Origin of the sequence: Hansschlegelia sp. KR7-227 (assembly GCF_049446035.1) — a bacterium.
In the GTDB taxonomy this organism is placed as follows: Bacteria; Pseudomonadota; Alphaproteobacteria; order Rhizobiales; family Methylopilaceae; genus Methylopila.
Genome location: NZ_JBMSEA010000002.1, coordinates 414,375 through 428,965, shown reverse-complemented (window position 1 = coordinate 428,965; position 14,591 = coordinate 414,375). Strand labels below are relative to the sequence as shown.

Annotated in this window: 15 protein-coding genes and 2 pseudogenes; 7 read left to right on the top strand and 10 right to left on the bottom strand. The window is 69.7% G+C overall.

What is annotated here, in order from left to right; genetic code table 11:
• Window positions 1–361 precede the first annotated feature (361 nt).
• Window positions 362–1,120, top strand: coding sequence for a pyrroloquinoline-quinone synthase PqqC (pqqC, locus tag ACO2RJ_RS17410; protein WP_423269387.1), 759 nt, complete (start codon window positions 362–364; stop codon window positions 1,118–1,120).
• A gap of 91 nt (window positions 1,121–1,211) precedes the next feature.
• Here the strand turns inward: pqqC and ACO2RJ_RS17405 are convergent, their stop codons facing one another.
• On the bottom strand, window positions 1,212–2,099 hold the full coding sequence (locus ACO2RJ_RS17405; protein WP_423269415.1) for a LysR substrate-binding domain-containing protein: 888 nt from the start codon (window positions 2,097–2,099) through the stop codon (window positions 1,212–1,214).
• A gap of 95 nt (window positions 2,100–2,194) precedes the next feature.
• Between ACO2RJ_RS17405 and ACO2RJ_RS17400 the strand changes: the two genes are divergently transcribed.
• The 3 genes and pseudogenes from ACO2RJ_RS17400 (at window position 2,195) to ACO2RJ_RS17390 (ending at window position 3,630) form a co-directional block, all read left to right on the top strand.
• A complete protein-coding gene (locus tag ACO2RJ_RS17400) occupies window positions 2,195–2,935 on the top strand; it encodes an SDR family oxidoreductase (protein ID WP_423269386.1) in 741 nt (246 codons plus the stop codon).
• 38 nt (window positions 2,936–2,973) lie between these two features.
• Window positions 2,974–3,060: pseudogene (locus tag ACO2RJ_RS17395) on the top strand (4-oxalocrotonate tautomerase); the annotation flags it as partial.
• A gap of 69 nt (window positions 3,061–3,129) precedes the next feature.
• The gene (locus tag ACO2RJ_RS17390; protein WP_423269385.1) at window positions 3,130–3,630 is read left to right on the top strand and encodes a DoxX family protein; all 501 of its coding nucleotides are present in this window, start codon (window positions 3,130–3,132) and stop codon (window positions 3,628–3,630) included.
• 97 nt (window positions 3,631–3,727) lie between these two features.
• On the opposite strand, the gene ACO2RJ_RS17385 is transcribed toward ACO2RJ_RS17390, so the two are convergent.
• The 3 genes from ACO2RJ_RS17385 to ACO2RJ_RS17375 form a co-directional block, all read right to left on the bottom strand.
• Window positions 3,728–4,504 (bottom strand): spermidine synthase, encoded by a 777-nt coding sequence (locus tag ACO2RJ_RS17385; protein WP_423269384.1) that lies wholly within the window; start codon window positions 4,502–4,504, stop codon window positions 3,728–3,730.
• 314 nt (window positions 4,505–4,818) lie between these two features.
• Window positions 4,819–5,610, bottom strand: coding sequence for an SDR family NAD(P)-dependent oxidoreductase (locus ACO2RJ_RS17380; protein ID WP_423269383.1), 792 nt, complete (start codon window positions 5,608–5,610; stop codon window positions 4,819–4,821).
• Between the two features lie 213 nt (window positions 5,611–5,823).
• Window positions 5,824–6,402 (bottom strand): TetR/AcrR family transcriptional regulator, encoded by a 579-nt coding sequence (locus tag ACO2RJ_RS17375; RefSeq protein ID WP_423269382.1) that lies wholly within the window; start codon window positions 6,400–6,402, stop codon window positions 5,824–5,826.
• 179 nt (window positions 6,403–6,581) lie between these two features.
• On the opposite strand from ACO2RJ_RS17375, the pseudogene ACO2RJ_RS17370 reads away from it, so the two are divergent.
• Window positions 6,582–6,718, top strand: a pseudogene (locus ACO2RJ_RS17370) (acetyl-CoA C-acyltransferase); the annotation flags it as partial.
• Between the two features lie 240 nt (window positions 6,719–6,958).
• Here ACO2RJ_RS17370 and ACO2RJ_RS17365 read toward each other — a convergent pair.
• Together ACO2RJ_RS17365 and ACO2RJ_RS17360 are read right to left on the bottom strand one after the other, a co-directional pair.
• Window positions 6,959–7,207 carry a hypothetical protein gene (locus tag ACO2RJ_RS17365; RefSeq protein ID WP_423269381.1) on the bottom strand — a complete coding sequence of 83 codons (249 nt, stop codon included), beginning with the start codon at window positions 7,205–7,207 and terminating at the stop codon, window positions 6,959–6,961.
• Window positions 7,208–7,674: 467 nt separating this feature from the next.
• A complete protein-coding gene (locus ACO2RJ_RS17360; RefSeq protein ID WP_423269380.1) occupies window positions 7,675–8,295 on the bottom strand; it encodes a TetR/AcrR family transcriptional regulator in 621 nt (206 codons plus the stop codon).
• A gap of 78 nt (window positions 8,296–8,373) precedes the next feature.
• Between ACO2RJ_RS17360 and ACO2RJ_RS17355 the strand changes: the two genes are divergently transcribed.
• On the top strand, window positions 8,374–8,997 hold the full coding sequence (locus ACO2RJ_RS17355) for an NAD(P)H-dependent oxidoreductase (RefSeq protein ID WP_423269379.1): 624 nt from the start codon (window positions 8,374–8,376) through the stop codon (window positions 8,995–8,997).
• Window positions 8,998–9,100: 103 nt separating this feature from the next.
• Here the strand turns inward: ACO2RJ_RS17355 and ACO2RJ_RS17350 are convergent, their stop codons facing one another.
• The 4 genes from ACO2RJ_RS17350 to ACO2RJ_RS17335 all read right to left on the bottom strand — a co-directional run bounded on the left by ACO2RJ_RS17350 (window position 9,101) and on the right by ACO2RJ_RS17335 (window position 13,585).
• Entirely contained in the window at window positions 9,101–10,294 is a 1,194-nt protein-coding gene (locus tag ACO2RJ_RS17350) for a sugar-transfer associated ATP-grasp domain-containing protein (RefSeq protein WP_423269378.1), read from the bottom strand.
• Window positions 10,288–11,136 (bottom strand): NTP transferase domain-containing protein, encoded by an 849-nt coding sequence (locus ACO2RJ_RS17345; protein WP_423269377.1) that lies wholly within the window; start codon window positions 11,134–11,136, stop codon window positions 10,288–10,290. Before ACO2RJ_RS17345 ends, ACO2RJ_RS17350 begins: the two co-directional genes overlap by 7 nt.
• Window positions 11,133–12,170, bottom strand: a complete 1,038-nt coding sequence (locus ACO2RJ_RS17340; RefSeq protein WP_423269376.1) for a phosphoribosylglycinamide synthetase — start codon at window positions 12,168–12,170, stop codon at window positions 11,133–11,135. The genes ACO2RJ_RS17345 and ACO2RJ_RS17340 overlap by 4 nt, the downstream gene beginning before the upstream one ends.
• Window positions 12,171–12,289: 119 nt before the next feature.
• Window positions 12,290–13,585, bottom strand: coding sequence for a hypothetical protein (locus ACO2RJ_RS17335; protein WP_423269375.1), 1,296 nt, complete (start codon window positions 13,583–13,585; stop codon window positions 12,290–12,292).
• Window positions 13,586–13,685: 100 nt separating this feature from the next.
• Between ACO2RJ_RS17335 and ACO2RJ_RS17330 the strand changes: the two genes are divergently transcribed.
• The gene (locus tag ACO2RJ_RS17330) at window positions 13,686–14,588 is read left to right on the top strand and encodes a glycosyltransferase family 2 protein (RefSeq protein WP_423269374.1); all 903 of its coding nucleotides are present in this window, start codon (window positions 13,686–13,688) and stop codon (window positions 14,586–14,588) included.
• The last annotated feature ends 3 nt before the right edge of the window (window positions 14,589–14,591 follow it).

Sequence of the window (14,591 nt, the reverse complement as noted above, 5' to 3'; positions counted from 1 at the left end):
GATTGCTTCTGCGCTAGAGGGTTCGAGCGGGCGGCGCTTTGCGTTGGATCAAACGGGGTCGCCGACGCCGAAGAGAAGGTTCGCGCCCGGCGATTGGGCCGCCTGGCCGGGGCGCTCCCGCCGCCGCGTCCTTCATCTTGGATGATCGGGAGAGCTTGCGGCTTCATCGCCGGCGGCGGAGGGCGCCGGCCTGCGGCGTCGCCAGTCGCGCGATCTCGAGCGCCGTTAGGCGTCCCCGCGGCGAGCTTGCTCCCCGACCTCGGCCCGGTCCTTGATACCGCTCAAGGACCGCGGCGCCGCGGGGCCGCCATATGGCCCCGGAGACGCGCGAGCCCCGCAGCGTCCGGCACGAGGTCGAGCGATGGACCAGTTACTCGCGGACAGCGAATTCGAGGCGCGCCTCAGGGAGGTCGGCGCACAGCGCTACCACCACCTCCATCCTTTCCAGGTGCGCCTGCAGGACGGGCTGTGCTCCCGCACCGAGGTCGAGGCCTGGGCCCTCAATCGCTACCTCTATCAGGCCTGCATTCCCCAGAAGGACGCCATCATCCTGTCGCGGATGGACGACCCTGCGATGCGCCGTCCGTGGCGTCAGCGCATCGTCGATCATGACGGGGAGTTCGAGGGCGACGGCGGCATCGCGCGCTGGCTGAAGCTGACCGACGACCTCGGCCTGAGCCGGCCGGCCGTCGTCTCCGGCCGGTTCGCGCTTCCGGCGACGCGGTTCGCGGTCACCGCCTATCTCTCATTCGTGCGCGAGGCGAGCCTGCTCGAGGCGATCGCATCTTCGCTGACCGAGTTGTTCTCGCCGTCGATCATCGCGACGCGGACGGCCGGCATGCTGGCGCATTACGATTTCGTCCGGCCCGAGACGCTGGCCTATTTCACGGCGCGCCCGGTTCAGGCCAAGCGCGACAGCGATTTCGCGCTCGCCTACGTCAAGGAGCACGCGACGACGCCGGAGCGCCAACAGGCGGTCGTGGCTGCGCTCGAATTCAAGTGCTCGATGCTGTGGGCGATGCTCGACGCTCTCGAACATGCCTATCTGTACGCAAAGCCCGGCCCGGACGCCTTCCGCGCAGGGGACGCCCGCGCGCCGCACCTGGTCGCGGCCGCATAGCATCGTCCAGAGATGAGCCCGAAGAGCGCGGTCGGCGCCGAGCGCGTTCGCCGATCTTGCACGCCTCCCGCTCCCGGCGTCTCAGATGCGTTTACATCGCTCTGAAGATTGCCGCCGCCCAGTCCAGGAAGACCCGGAGCCGCGGCGCCATCTGGCGGGCTTTCGGGAACAGGGCGGAGAGCGTCGTCGGCGACGGCGGGTTCTGGGGAAGCACCTCCACCAGCGCGCCTTCCCGAAGCTCGCGCTCGAACCGGTAGACCGGCGCCTGGGTCAGCCCGAGACCGAGCCGCGCGAGATCGGCGTTGGTGTCGGCGTTGTTCGACGTCACGCGGCTCGGAAGCACGACCTCGCGGGTCCTGCCGTCGACGGTGAATTCGAGAGGCAGCGCCTCGCCCGTACGCGAAGAGATGAATCCGACCATCAGGTGGCCAGCGAGGTCGTCGACCGAACGGGGCGCGCCGTAGCGCTCGAGATAAGCGGGGCTCGCGACCGTCGCCTCCCGCAGATCGCCGAGCTTGCGCATCGCGAGGCCGCTATCCGCCGGCTCGCCCACGCGGACCGCGCAGTCGACGCCCTCGCGGACGAGGTCCACGAGCCGGTCGCCCTGGCCGAACTGGATGTCGACCTTCGGGTGCCGCTCGAGGAAGGAAGGCAGCTCCGGCAGCAGAAAGGTGCGCGTAAGCAGCGCGGGCGCGTCGACGCGCAACAACCCGTGCGGCTCGCCGGCGCGGAGCGTCGCCTCCGCATCCTCGATGTCGGCGAGGATGGCCGCGCAGCGTTCGTAGAACTGCCGCCCTTCCAGGGTCGCCGCCACATGGCGGGTCGTCCGCTCCAGCAGCTTTGCGCCGAGCCTCGCTTCGAGGCGCCGGACGGCTTCGGTCGCTGTGGAGCGGGAGAGCCCGAGATCGGCCGCGGCCGCGGTGAAGCTCCGGCGCTCCACGATTCGGGCGAACAGACGCAGGCTGTCGAGATGGTCCATGATCATTGTTCGCGCCCGCCGAACAGAGTTGGCAAGGGGGAAGCGATTATCCCGCCCGGAAAAAGGCTCATGTTCCTCTCCGAAGGGAGACGTCCATGGCTCACACGTTCAACCGCGTCGCGATCGTCACGGGCGGATCGCGCGGAATCGGAGCGGCGATCAGCCGGCGGCTCGCAGCCGACGGCTTCTCCGTCGTCGTGAACTACGCCCGCGGTCGGGACGCGGCGGAGGCCGTCCTCGCCGAGATCGCGGCCGCCGGCGGGCGGGCGATCGCGGTCCAGGCCGATCTTTCCGAGCCGGCCGCCGCGGCCGCGCTGTTCGACGCGGCGGAGGCCGAGTTCGGCCAGGTCGACGTCCTGGTCAACAACGCGGGGATCATGAAGCTCGCGCCGCTCGCGCAGAGCGACGACGCCCTGTTCGACGCCCATGTCGCGATCAATCTCGGCGGCGTCTTCCGCGGTCTTCGAGAGGGGGCCAACCGGCTCCGCGACGGGGGGCGAATCGTCAATTTCTCGTCGAGCGTGGTCGGGCTCTACCAGCCGGGCTACGGCGTCTACGCCGCCACCAAGGCGGCCGTCGAGGGGATGACGCATGTGCTCGCCAAGGAGCTCGGCCCGCGCGGCGTCACCGTGAACGCGGTCGCTCCGGGGCCGGTCGCGACCGAGCTGTTCCTCTCCGACAAGTCGGAAGAGCAGGTCGCCGCCGTCACCAAGATGATCCCGGCAGGCCGCCTCGGCGAGCCCGACGACATCGCCCGCGTGGTCTCGTTCCTTGCAGGCCCCGATGGCGGATGGGTGAGCGGTCAGGTGATCCGCGCCAATGGCGGCGTGATCTGAGGAGGCCGGCGCTGACAAAGACCATACTCACGGGGCCGATCGAGGAGGTTAAGGACGGCGGCTACGCCCGCGCCGACGAGGTCTTCGCCATCCCCGAAGCCTATCGGGCGAAAGACGCCGGCTGAGCCTGCCGGCGCGACGGGGCCTGCGCGCTCGCGGCGCCGTCCCTCCCCATCAACCATCAGGAGCCCGCCATGCGGCCGACCTTCGCTCCCGAGGCGCCGAACCGAAGCCACGACGCCGCGCCAATTTTTCCCAGCCTCGCGGCCTTCTACGCGCGGGCTTATCCCTTGAGCTACGCGGGCCTCAGGATCGCCTGCGGGCTGACCCTCGTCACCCACGGCCTGCCGAAGGTCATGGGAACCGCGCATGGCTCCATGGCGAACCCGCTTGCGGGCTCGACCCGGCTGATCTCCGAGACGCTCGGCCTGCCCTTCGCAGAGGGGCTCGCTCTGTTCGTCGCGATCCTGGAATCCGCTGGCGGCCTGATGCTCGCGGCGGGCCTCCTGACACGGCTCGTCGCGCCGATGTTCGCGATCCAGATGGCGTTCATCTGCTACGCGCTCAGCGGGACTTATCCGTGGATCGACCGCGGCTTCGAATATCCGCTGATGCTCGGCTTCACCGCGCTGTTCATCGCCTTCCGCGGCGGCGGGCCGCTGTCGCTCGACCGTATGATCGGCCGCGAGGTCTAGGGACCGCTCACGCGATCGACGCCGGCTGGGCCCGATGGACGACATCGGCTCCCCGCCGCAAAGCCGACATCCGACCGTCCCTCACGCCCGACCTGCCTTATCCGCGCCTCCTGCCTGGCGCGGCCGAAGGCCCAGGCGACCGCGTAGCGGCGGTCGCCCGCTTCGGGCGCGGCTTTGGCTTGCCCGCGCCAGGCAGGCCCATCGGGGCCTTGGTCGCGAGCCAGATCACGTGGCGGCGACCCTTCCCCGCGCGGTGGGCGCTGACGCGGCGCTCCTCGACCACAAAGCCGGATTTGGACAGCCGCGCGCCGAACGACTTGTCCGGCCCCTGCGACCACACCGCCAGCACGCCGCCGCCCTTCAGCGCCGCGCGGGCCGCCCCTAGGCCCTCGACGCCGTAAAGCCCGTCGTTCGATGAGCGCGTGAGGGCCTCGGGCCCGTTGTCGACGTCAAGGAGAATGGCGTCGTATCCGCCACGACCCGCGCGGATCAGGGCGGCGACGTCGTCCTGCACGATCGTGACCCGTCGGTCGCTGAGGATGCTCCCGAAGACCTCCGCCATCGGCCCGTCGGCCCATGCGATGACGGCCGGAACGAGCTCCGCCACCACGACGGACGCTTCCGGCGGCGACGCCTCCAGCGCCGCGCCGAGCGTGAAGCCCATGCCGAGCCCGCCAATCAGCATGCGCGGTCGCGACCGATCCTTGATCCGGTCCAAGGCCAGCGTCGCCAGCGCCTTTTCGGAGCCGCTGAGGCGGCTGTTCATCAGTTCGGCGTGGCCGAGACGGATCGAGAACTCGTTTCCCCGCCGAGACAGCTTCAGCTCGCCGCCGCCCGGCACCTGCGCCGTGTCCAGATGGATCCAGGGAATCATGGGCGTCTCTCGATCAGCGCAAGTTAGAGCGCGATCGGCTCGCTTTGAAGCGGTATATCCTCGACCGTCCGTCCCCGGGGCTGTCCGGGATCGCCTGTCGACGGCATGTCATTGGGTTCCGGGACAAGCCCGGAGCGACGGCTGCGCCGAGCGGCCGAACGATTCCGGGCGCATGATCCCGCTGCAGCCGCAAGCGACAGGGTCGGCCGCGGCCGGGCCCTGTTAAGCGGCTTCGCGCGCGACGAAGGTTCGACGCGCCGGCATGTCCATGACGGGCAGGCGCGTGCGTGATCGGCGTGGGGGCCTACGCGGTCTTAGGGGGCCCGGTACCGAGGCGCGACGTCCCTCATGGAGAGGTAGGGGGCCATGAAGAGCCGAGCGTCGTTCAGCGCGTTCCATGCGCCCTCGTCGGCGAGCGGCGGGATGGTGACTGTTTCGCCTCGGTCGAAGCCGGTGAGGGCGGCGTCGACGAGATCGTCCACGGCCATGACCATTTCCGCCGGGAAGGCGTCGACGTCCTTTCCGGAGCGCTCCCAGATCTCGGTCCGGGTCGCGCCGGGCAGCACGGCTTGGATTCGCACGCCGCTGTCTTTCAGCTGATGGGAGAGCGAGAGCGAGAGGTTCAGCAGGAAGGCCTTCGAGCCGCTATAGACGCCGTCGAACGCCTCAGGCGCAAGGGCGAGCACCGAGGCGATGTTGATGATCGCGCCCGCGCCGCGGGACACGAAGGCCCTGCCGGCCGCCCGGGCGAGCCTGGTGGGCGCGGTGACGTTCAGGGCGATGAGGCGCTCGAGCGCAACGGGTCCATTGTCCAGCAGTCCGCCGTTCAACGACATGCCGGCGTTGTTGACCAGCAGCGTGATCGACGCGTCGCTTTCGAAGCGGGCCTCGAGCCGCGCTACGTCTTCGTCCTTGGTGAGGTCGGATCGCAGCACGTCGACCTTGCGGCCGGTCCTGTCGGTCACCCGCCTCGCCAGAGAGTTCAGCCTGTCTTCGTCGCGCGCCGCGATGATGAGGTCGTGGCCGCGATCGGCGAGGCGTTCCGCGTAAACGGCCCCGATGCCCGAAGAGGCTCCGGTGACGACGGCGGTCCCAAGTGCGTTCATGACGTTCTCCATGAAGCAGGAGGCGACGTCCTGGCGGCGCGACGCTCGCGCTCCGATCGGGCCGCCCTGACCGGGGCGGCGTTCGTCCGCCCCTTTAGATTATCATCATCATATATAGACGCGCGACCCGTCTGCAAGTCTGGACACAAAATTTCAGATCCGGTCGGATCGGGCTGGGGCGAAAAAGAGCGCTCGCGCCGGACCAGGGCCCCGTCACGCCTGGCGGCCGACCATCTTCTTGAGGCGCTCCCGGCAGACCTCAAGGACGTGGTCGGAGAATTCAGCCTCGCCGGCGCTCGCGCGCGCCAGCACCACGGCCCCCACCATCCCCGCGAAGAGGGCCAGCGCGTCGTCCTGCCTGTCCGGGCCAAGTTCGGTGGTCTCGGCCAGGCGCTCAACCGCTTTGCGAAGCTCCTGCGCGATTTGCCTCTTGGTGAGAGGTTCGCCGCGGGCGGCCTCTGAGCCGAGCGCCGCGACGGCGCAGCCATCTTCCGGCCGGTCGCGATGAAGGGCGCTGACATAGGTGTCGATCACGGCCGCGACGGGGTCCTTCGCGTGCCGGGCGACGCCTTTGAGGTACTCGGACGTGGCGCTCTGCGCCCGCTCCAACACCTCGGCAACCAGCGCGTCCTTGGATGCGAAATGAGCATAGAAGCCGCCGTGGGTCAGTCCGGCCTGCTTCATCAGAGTCGGCACGCTCACCGCGTCGATGCCATCCCGCCGAAACAGCGCGCCCGCCTCCTTGAGGATGCGCTCGCGGGTCCGGGCCTTGTGCTCCTTGCTCAGCGGCATGGCGCTCTCCTCAACAGCGCGCGTCTCCCGAAAAAAAAGCGGTTGACGTATTGCAGGCATAATACCGCATGACGAAGAACATCTCAACGCCAGCGAGAAGGGAGTTCGACAATGGCCGACCGTAAGATCATGATCCTGAGCCCCGTACGGACGCCGATCGCCGCCTGTCAGGGCTCGCTGAGGGCGGCGCGATCGCCCACGGCCACGCGATCGGGGCCGTGCTGACGACGCGTCTGCCGCATTCGATGAAGTGCGACGAATACGCCGCGGGATCGTGACCTTGCGCATCGGCGGCGGCCAAAACGTCGCGCTCGCGCCGGGGCCGCCTGACGGGACGCCCCGGCGGCGAGGAGGCCGCCACCCGGCGGCTGGCGACCAACCTCATTTCCACCCGCTGCGCCAAGCCGCAGCCCGGGCCCGACAGTCGAACCCAGGCCGTAAAACCAAACGTCTCGAGCGCGAAGCCGGCGTGCGCGCGCTCGCCCGCGCCCGCCCGGCAAGTTTCGAAATGCGCCGTCGCGGCGGCCGCCGCTGGCCGCCGCGGCGGCGCTCGCCGTCAGCGCGAGCGTTCGGGACGATGGCCCCAGATGGTGGGTTCGCTCGGGACGAAGCCGCCGCGAGCCTCGGGCTCGTCGGACCTGCGAAGATCCACAGTCTTAATCTGAACGGAGGCGTTGCTTGGCTTGACCTCGTGCCCCCACACAGTGGGTGAGCTGGGCGCGCCGAACAGAAGGGTCTCGGCGGAGACCGCGGGCGAAGCGAGAAGCGCCGAGACGAAGACGCCGGCGACGAATTTGAGGTTCATGACGTGCTCCTTGGCCCGGCAAGCGCCGGGCGTGTTCGTCGTAAAAGCGGCCCATCGCGCTTTTATATGACGGTCGTCATGTAATTGTTACGAGCCGTGCGGCAAGGGCGTGACTCCGCGGGGGATGCGCCCCCGGCGCATTGCCCGCATGCAAAAAAGAACGGCGGGCCTTGAGGACCGAGACGTGCCGGGTCCGCCCGGTCGCCAACCGGCTCCGGCTCCTCCGGCGGCGCGGGGCCGCCCCGCCGGCGCCGGGCCGTCGACCACGTCTGACAATCGCGCGTCGGCCGCGGGCTAAGCGGGCCGCCTGGCGCGGGTGGCGGCGAGAAGCCTGCGCGTGAAGCCCCGCGAGCGCAGTGCGGCTCGGCCGGTCGCATATCGGCGCGGACGGCGATCCGACCGACGAAACGGACGGCGCCTGGGGGATTGCCTCGCTCCGGTGCGCCACGCCCGGCGGCGTCCCGGCGTCATCCAGCGTCGGGAGCGATCGCTCTCTGCGCCGTCGCGAGGAGGACCGCGGCGAGCTCGCGCCGCGCCTCGCCCGCTCCGATCTCCCCGGCGGCGGCCGCCTGCGCAAGAGCGTCCGCCGCGCCGAACGCGCCAAGAAGGCCCGTTCTCGAGACCCCTCGTCCAGCAAAGGGATCGAGCGCGGCCTTACACTTTTCAAGAAACGCCGCGTCGCACCGCCGCTTCAGCGCCTCGAGCTCCGGCGATCCCTCAAGCGCGGCTGCGACGCCGAACAGCTCGCGGCCCTGGGCGAGCACGCAGCCGACATAGGCGTCGGCGATGACCTGGACCTTGTCGGCGAGCGTCTCGGGGCTTGCAGCGAGCGCCTCGCCCATCGCCGCCGTCTGCCGGCGGTCATAGTCTTGATAGAGCGCCGCGAGCAGGCCGCGACGCGTGCCGAAATGGTCATAGACCACGGGCTTCGCAACGTCCGCCTGCTCCGCCAGTCGACCAAGCGTCAGGGCGTCGGCGCCCTCCGCCTGCGCGATCCGCCAGGAGACCTCGATGAGCTGGCGGCGGCGTTCGTCTCGCGTCAGGCGCCGGCGCGCCTGGGTTGGGAGATCGGGGGGGGGCGTTGACATCGTTATATACCAAACGCAACTTACCAAAAGTATATTGTCGTTGTCGTCCGACGCCAAGCCTTATCTGGAGCCGCCCGAATGCGCTCGCTGATCGTCATCTCCCACCCGGATACGCATTCCCTGACGCACGCGGTCGCGGACCGGATCGCCGCCGCGATCCAGGCGACCGATCCCGCCCATGAGATCGAGATCGCCGACCTCGCGGCCGAAGGTTTCGACCCGAGATATTCAGCGGCGGACCTTGCGCAGTTTCGCGGGCAGGCGGGGCCGCCCGCGGACGTGTCCAGCGAGCAGGCGCGGATCGACCGGGCGGACGCCCTCATCCTCGTCTACCCCGTCTATTGGTGGTCAATGCCGGGACAGCTCAAGGGCTGGATCGACCGGGTCTTCACGAACGGGTGGGCCTATGACGAGCGGCCGGACGGATCGGTGGCGAAGCTGCTTCAGCGGCTGCGCGTTCACCTCGTCGGCGTCGGCGCGGCCGACATCGGCGTCTATGAGCGTCACGGCTACGCCGCCGCCATGCGGACGCAGATCGACCACGGGGTCTTCGGCTATTGCGGCGCTCCGGTCCTGACCTCGGAGTTCCTCGTGCCGACCGGCGCGCCTTACCCATCCTCCGCGCTTGAGCAAGCCCGAGACATCGGCGGGTCGATCGCGGGCGCCAGGCATGCGACCGCGCTCGGAATCGGGCGGCGCTGACGCCTGCGCGACAGAGCTCGCCCGTCAATCGGCCGGCGCGGCGTAGCCGAGCATCGGATCGAGATTGGCCTGGAGATAGCCGCCGATCCGCGCCGCGTTCTCCTCAGAGACGGCCTCGCGCCACCCGCCGGCGCGATCGACCGATCTTCCGATCGCGCTGGATCGGACGACCGCCGCGCCAATCCGCGGGCGCGGCGCGCTCGAGATGGTGGCGGTAGATCTCCCCGAGCCGCGTGTCGCCCAGTCCGCGACCGGAGACCAGCGCAAGGATGTCGGAGCCCGGATTCCAGTTGCCCTCGATCAGCGACGGCCCGGACAAGGCGATCCCGACGTCCCACCCGACGACCCGGAAGCCGTCGCGAAACGTCCCATGGGCGCGGAGCGCCAGCTGGACGGCGTCCTCGACCTGCGGGATTCGCCAGCCCACGACGTCGCGCCCGGAAGCGGGATGGCGCGTCACCTCCTCGACCTTGGCGCCGACGCGTCGGAACCCGCGCCGAATGCGGCCCTCCGCGTCGAGGCTCGCCACGATGTTGCCGGCGTTGAAGTTGTCGACCGCGCGTGGTCCGCCGCCGGACAGACGGATGACGCGGTCGCAGGCTTCCGGCTCTCCCGATTCGTTCAGGGCCGTCATGACGCGCAGCGTCGGCAGCGCACCCGGGGAAAGCTCGGCGAGCTCGGGATGCGTGGCGCAGGCCGCCTGCACGATCCCGCCGGAGCGCAGGATCGCGGCGAGCCTGCGCTCCGCCTCGTCCTGGGGCACGAGCCGTCCCTCCGTCGACCAAGCGCCGCCGGCGCGGCGAAAGCCCGTGACGCCCTTTCCCTTGGAGGAATAATTCGGCTTCGCGACGACGGCGTCATGGCCCCGGACCCAATCGGACAGGGCGTGAAGCGGGCCAAGGAAGCTCTCCGGCGTCGGCAGTCCCGCCTCGACGCAGCGGAGCGCGAACAGGCGCTTGTTCTTCAGCGGATTGTCCGCCGAGGGATAAGCTGCCGGATTCAGAAGGCGGTGCAGGCCTTTCCGCGTCGCCATGCTGACATGGGCGACAGGGTCGTTCGAGCCCAGCCGCAACGCGTCCTCCTCGACGCCCCAGCCGTTGAGCCAGGCCTGCGGTTTGGTCGTCGCAGTCCGGAAATTGACGAGAGCGCCGCCCGCCGCGAGCGCCGCCGCGACACAGCTGTCGCCGACGCTCCAGTGGCGGCGAAGCGTATCGAAATAGAGGCCAGTAATGTCGTTGGGGGCCCGAGGGCGGCGCGTCGCGAGCAGCCTTGGCGGGATGACCCGCAGGGTCAGCACGCTGCGAGACGCGCGGGCGTCGCGGCGTTCGCCTCTCGACGCGCGGCGATCACCGCCTCGGCGACCTTCAGGCTGCGCTCATGGTCGACGTCGATCGCGACCGCGCCGTCCGAAAGCACGGCGGGAACGATCTTCAGCTCGAAGCGCTTCGACAGTCGCCGGCAGCCCTGTTCCAGCGTGCCGAGCCCGAAGCGGAAGCGGACGAGCTCGAAGAGCCCGGCGATGCCCAGGGCCCCGACGACGCGCGCCGGGTGCTTCACGAACTGTCCGCCGGAGCGAAACAGCTCGGCTGGCGCGAGCGCCGAACGGGCGCGGATCCAGTAGCTGTTGCAGTTGGAATAGGCGCCGTCCGCGAAGCGGTAGAAGCGCTTCTGACCTTCCGGGTGCGCCGCGAGCACGTCCTCCCGACGCGCGAGCGCGACCGCGACGTCGGCCCCGCCGGCGCGCGCGGCGTCATCGATTTCGGAGATGGCCTCCGGAGACAGCAGGACGGTGTCGGCGGTGGTGATCAGCACGGGAAAGGACACGTTCGCGACGGCTTCCAGCACGCTGTCGACCAGATTGGGGCGCGACGCGACCACCTTGAGCCGCCCGCTCGCGCGCAATGCGGCGACCTCGGGCAGGTCTTCCAGGCCGGAGCCCGCATTGATCGAGATCACGATCGATCCGACGGCGGGGCAGGCGGCGACCGCAGCCAGCGGATGCAGCGCCATGGCTTGCCCGGCGACGGGAGCCAGAGCCTTGAAGGCGACGCCCATGGCGTTTGCGAACGCGTCGGGGCGCCCCTCGCGCTGGCCGGCGAGGATGAGGACGGTGAGCCCGCGCGACGGCGCCCGGCTCACGCCGCGCGCTCCAGCCGCTCCGCCATGACCAGACCCTGCCGTCTCAGGCTGTGGCCGACGATCGATTCGACCAGCTCGGCGTGACTCAGCCCAAGCGTCGCGGCCGAGCGGGATATGCTCTTCGTCGACCAGAGATTGCAGGACAGGTTGACCTCCATGAAGGCGATCGCTCCTGTCGCGGGGTCGAGACGGAACTCGAAGCGGCCGTAGTCGAAAGGCCAGAGCTCCGGCACGAGCCGGCGCGTGTGCTCTTCGAGCCGCGCGACCAGGCCTGCGTCCTCGACAGGCGAGAGCGGATCGCAGGCGAGCGTCGGCACGAGCGAGCGCTTCTCTTCGTAGGAGCGCACTTCGCCCAGCGCCTCCGGGCAGTGCGCCATCGGCGGCAGAAGCCACGGCTCGTCGCCGGCTCCGCCGATCACGGGAACGGCGACGTCGAGCAGGGGGAGATACTCCTCGACGATGACGTCGTGGCCGAGCTCGTGCAATCGGGCGACGTGGTCGCGGGCTTCAGCCCATGCGTCGACGACCCGCACGCCCCAGGAGGCGGACGAGGCGTTGGGCTTCACAACCAGCCGTTCGGGGCGGAACGCCGGTTCGACGATCGGGGCGCCGCGGCGGAGGATCGTCCAGGCGGCGGTCGGAACCGCGTGGTGGCGAGCGACGAGCTTGCTCAGATGCTTGTCGTCCGCGAGTCCGCGCAGGATGGGGCTCGCGCCGAGAAACGGCACGCCGCGGCGCGTCAGCAGCAGGGGCGCGAGCATCTCGCTGTTCTGGAAGCCGGCGCGGTTGAGCAGCGGGATCACGAAATCGGCCGCCGGCGGCGCTTCGATGGCGGCGTAGTCCTGCTCGGGGACGACGTTCAGCCCGATCGCCTCGAGCGTGGTCCTCAGCTCGTGATGATAGATCGCGTGGTTGCCGTCCACCTGGTCGGGCGCCCCGCAGCTGCGCGCGTGCTTGGCGAGGAACATGACCCGGAGCCGCGCCTTGTCGGCGTCGGGAATGCGGGCGCGTTTGGCGTCGGTGCTCATCATCATGATGGCTTCATTACGCCGAAACCAAGACAGTAAAGAGACAATATAGAGCGGTTTAGATTGCCAGCTTACAAGAGTAATGACGTTTATATGAAATATTGCCGGCTCATACTGCCGTGCCGCTAATTGCCTTCGAAGCCCGGCCCCTCAGCCACGCGCAGCTTGCGTTCGCCGCGCACGCGGGCGACCAGCCGCCAGGAGGGGCCCGGCGACCGCGCGGCCGCAAGCTCCATCTGCAGTCGCCACCATTCCCAGGGGAGGGCGGAGCCCGTCCAGGGGCGGCGGCCGTCGAGACAGGTGACCGCCACGAAGACGGAGACCTCGGCCGCCGCGAACAGTTCGTCGAGCGCCCAGGGGACGTCGTCCTCGGGCAGGCCGCCGAGAACGCCGACCGACGCGACGCCGTCATGTCTGCGCATCGGGGGCGCCACATGCGGATAGGCCCACTGGTTGCGTTCGGGGCCGAAGTCGTCGCCGACCCGGGTCGGGGAACACTGCAGAACGGAGCGGGCGTCGGAGGCGAGACGCCAGTCTTCGATGGCGGAGCCGTAATCGTGCCCGTCTCGCTGCGCGCCCGCATCCAGCACGGCGAGCGCCTCCGCGAAGCGCGGCGTCGGGCCGGACCGCGAGAAGGCGTTGAACCGCGCCGCGTTCGCCTCCGCCTCGAGCCTTCGCCAGACGTCGGCGTGCGGGTGCTCACGGTAGCGCAACTGATCCGGGAACGGCCGCCAGGGCTGGAGGCGCAACGTCGTGTAGTGGACGCAGCGCGAGCGACCGGCCTCATGCTCGCCGTCGCGGGCGTTCCAGACGCCGGGCAACGGCCCCCACACTCCGGAGCCGTCGGCGAGAGGAGCCAGGAAATGACGGCGGCGGCGAAGCGTCCTGGCGTCTTCGATCCGCCAATGCGCCGCCATCGCCGCGCAGTCGATCAGCGCCACCGAGGTCTCGCCGGGATCGACGCAGAGCACGCCTGCGCCGGCCATGTCGAGGTCGAACAAGTCGGCGGGGTCGGCGAGATAGACCTGATCGACGTCGTTGTAGATGGCCCGGCCGACACGGCCGGCGAGGGCGGGGATCGCGAAGCGGTAATTGGTGAAGCCCGTCGTCCAGCGGGCGCGGTCGAAGCCCGCAAGATCCCGCATCAGATGGACCTCGTAAGCTCGCGAGGGGTCGCGATGACGCTTCACCGACCATAGGAAGACCCGCTCGGCCCGGGCCTGCATCGGCTCGCTGCCGAGAAAGATGCGCACGGCCGGCTTATCGCTCGGGGCGACGCCGGGTTCCGCGTCGAAGCGCACGACGTCCGGCGCGAGCCTGAATCCGGGCCGTCGCGGCGGATCCTTACGGAGCCAGTAACGCGGCTGGCGATCGTGCCAGCGCGTCTTGAACGGCGATCGGCTGTCGGCGGTGTGGGCCACGACGGTCCATCTGTCTCACAGGTGTGACGGAGGAGGGGTAGTCGCGGCCGATGAAGCGCGCGTGACGACGGTCTGCGCCGCCACAGAGAACGGGAGCGACATGGCTGGGATCGCGGTCATCATGCCGGTCTTCAACCGCGCGACCGCGGCGACGCAGGCGATCGACAGCGTGCTGCGGCAGGACTTCGCCGATTTCGAACTGATCGTCGTCGATGACGCGTCAACGGACGGAAGCGCGGACGCGGTCGCGGCGATAGGGGACCCGCGTCTCACGCTGCTGCGCCAGACCGCGAACGCCGGCGCGAACGCGGCGCGCAACCGGGGCATTCTGGCCGCGAACGCGCCGTTGCTCGCCTTCCTGGACAGCGACGACGTCTATCTGCCTCACAAGCTCGGGGCGCTCATTCGCTTCTTCGAGGCGCGGCCGGAGGTCGACGCGCTGCTCGACAGTTTCGAGATCCGCTATCCCGCCGACAGCGGCAGGCGGACGTTTCGGGCGATCAATCCCACGATCGACTCCAGCGCGGAGATCGAGCGGGGCATGTTCACGCGCCGCATCTTCAAGGCGACGCCGGCGCTCTCGGTCCGGCGCGAGGCCGCGCTGCGCGCCGGATTGTTTGACGAGACCATGCGCCGCCGGCAGGATTTCGACTTCGTGCTGAGGCTCTGCCGCACGGCGCGCTGCGTCTCGACCGACCAGATCTTGTGGACGAAGAACTGGTCGGCGGACGCCATCTCCGCGAAGCAGGCGACCTTCATGGACGCGACGCTCGAGCTTTGCCGACGACATCCGCACTATTTCGCCGAGCCCGACTTTCGGCCGGGACTGGCGCGGGACACGGCGCGGCACTTCGTGCGGCTCGCGGCCACGGGAGGATTCGCTCAGTCCATCCGCGACGCGGGCCGGCTCCGACGGGCCTTTGGGGGCGCCGCCTTCGCCGCGCTGATGGCGCAGGGCTTCGCGGAGATCGCACGGCGCGGGCTGAAGCGCGCGCTGCGTTGACCG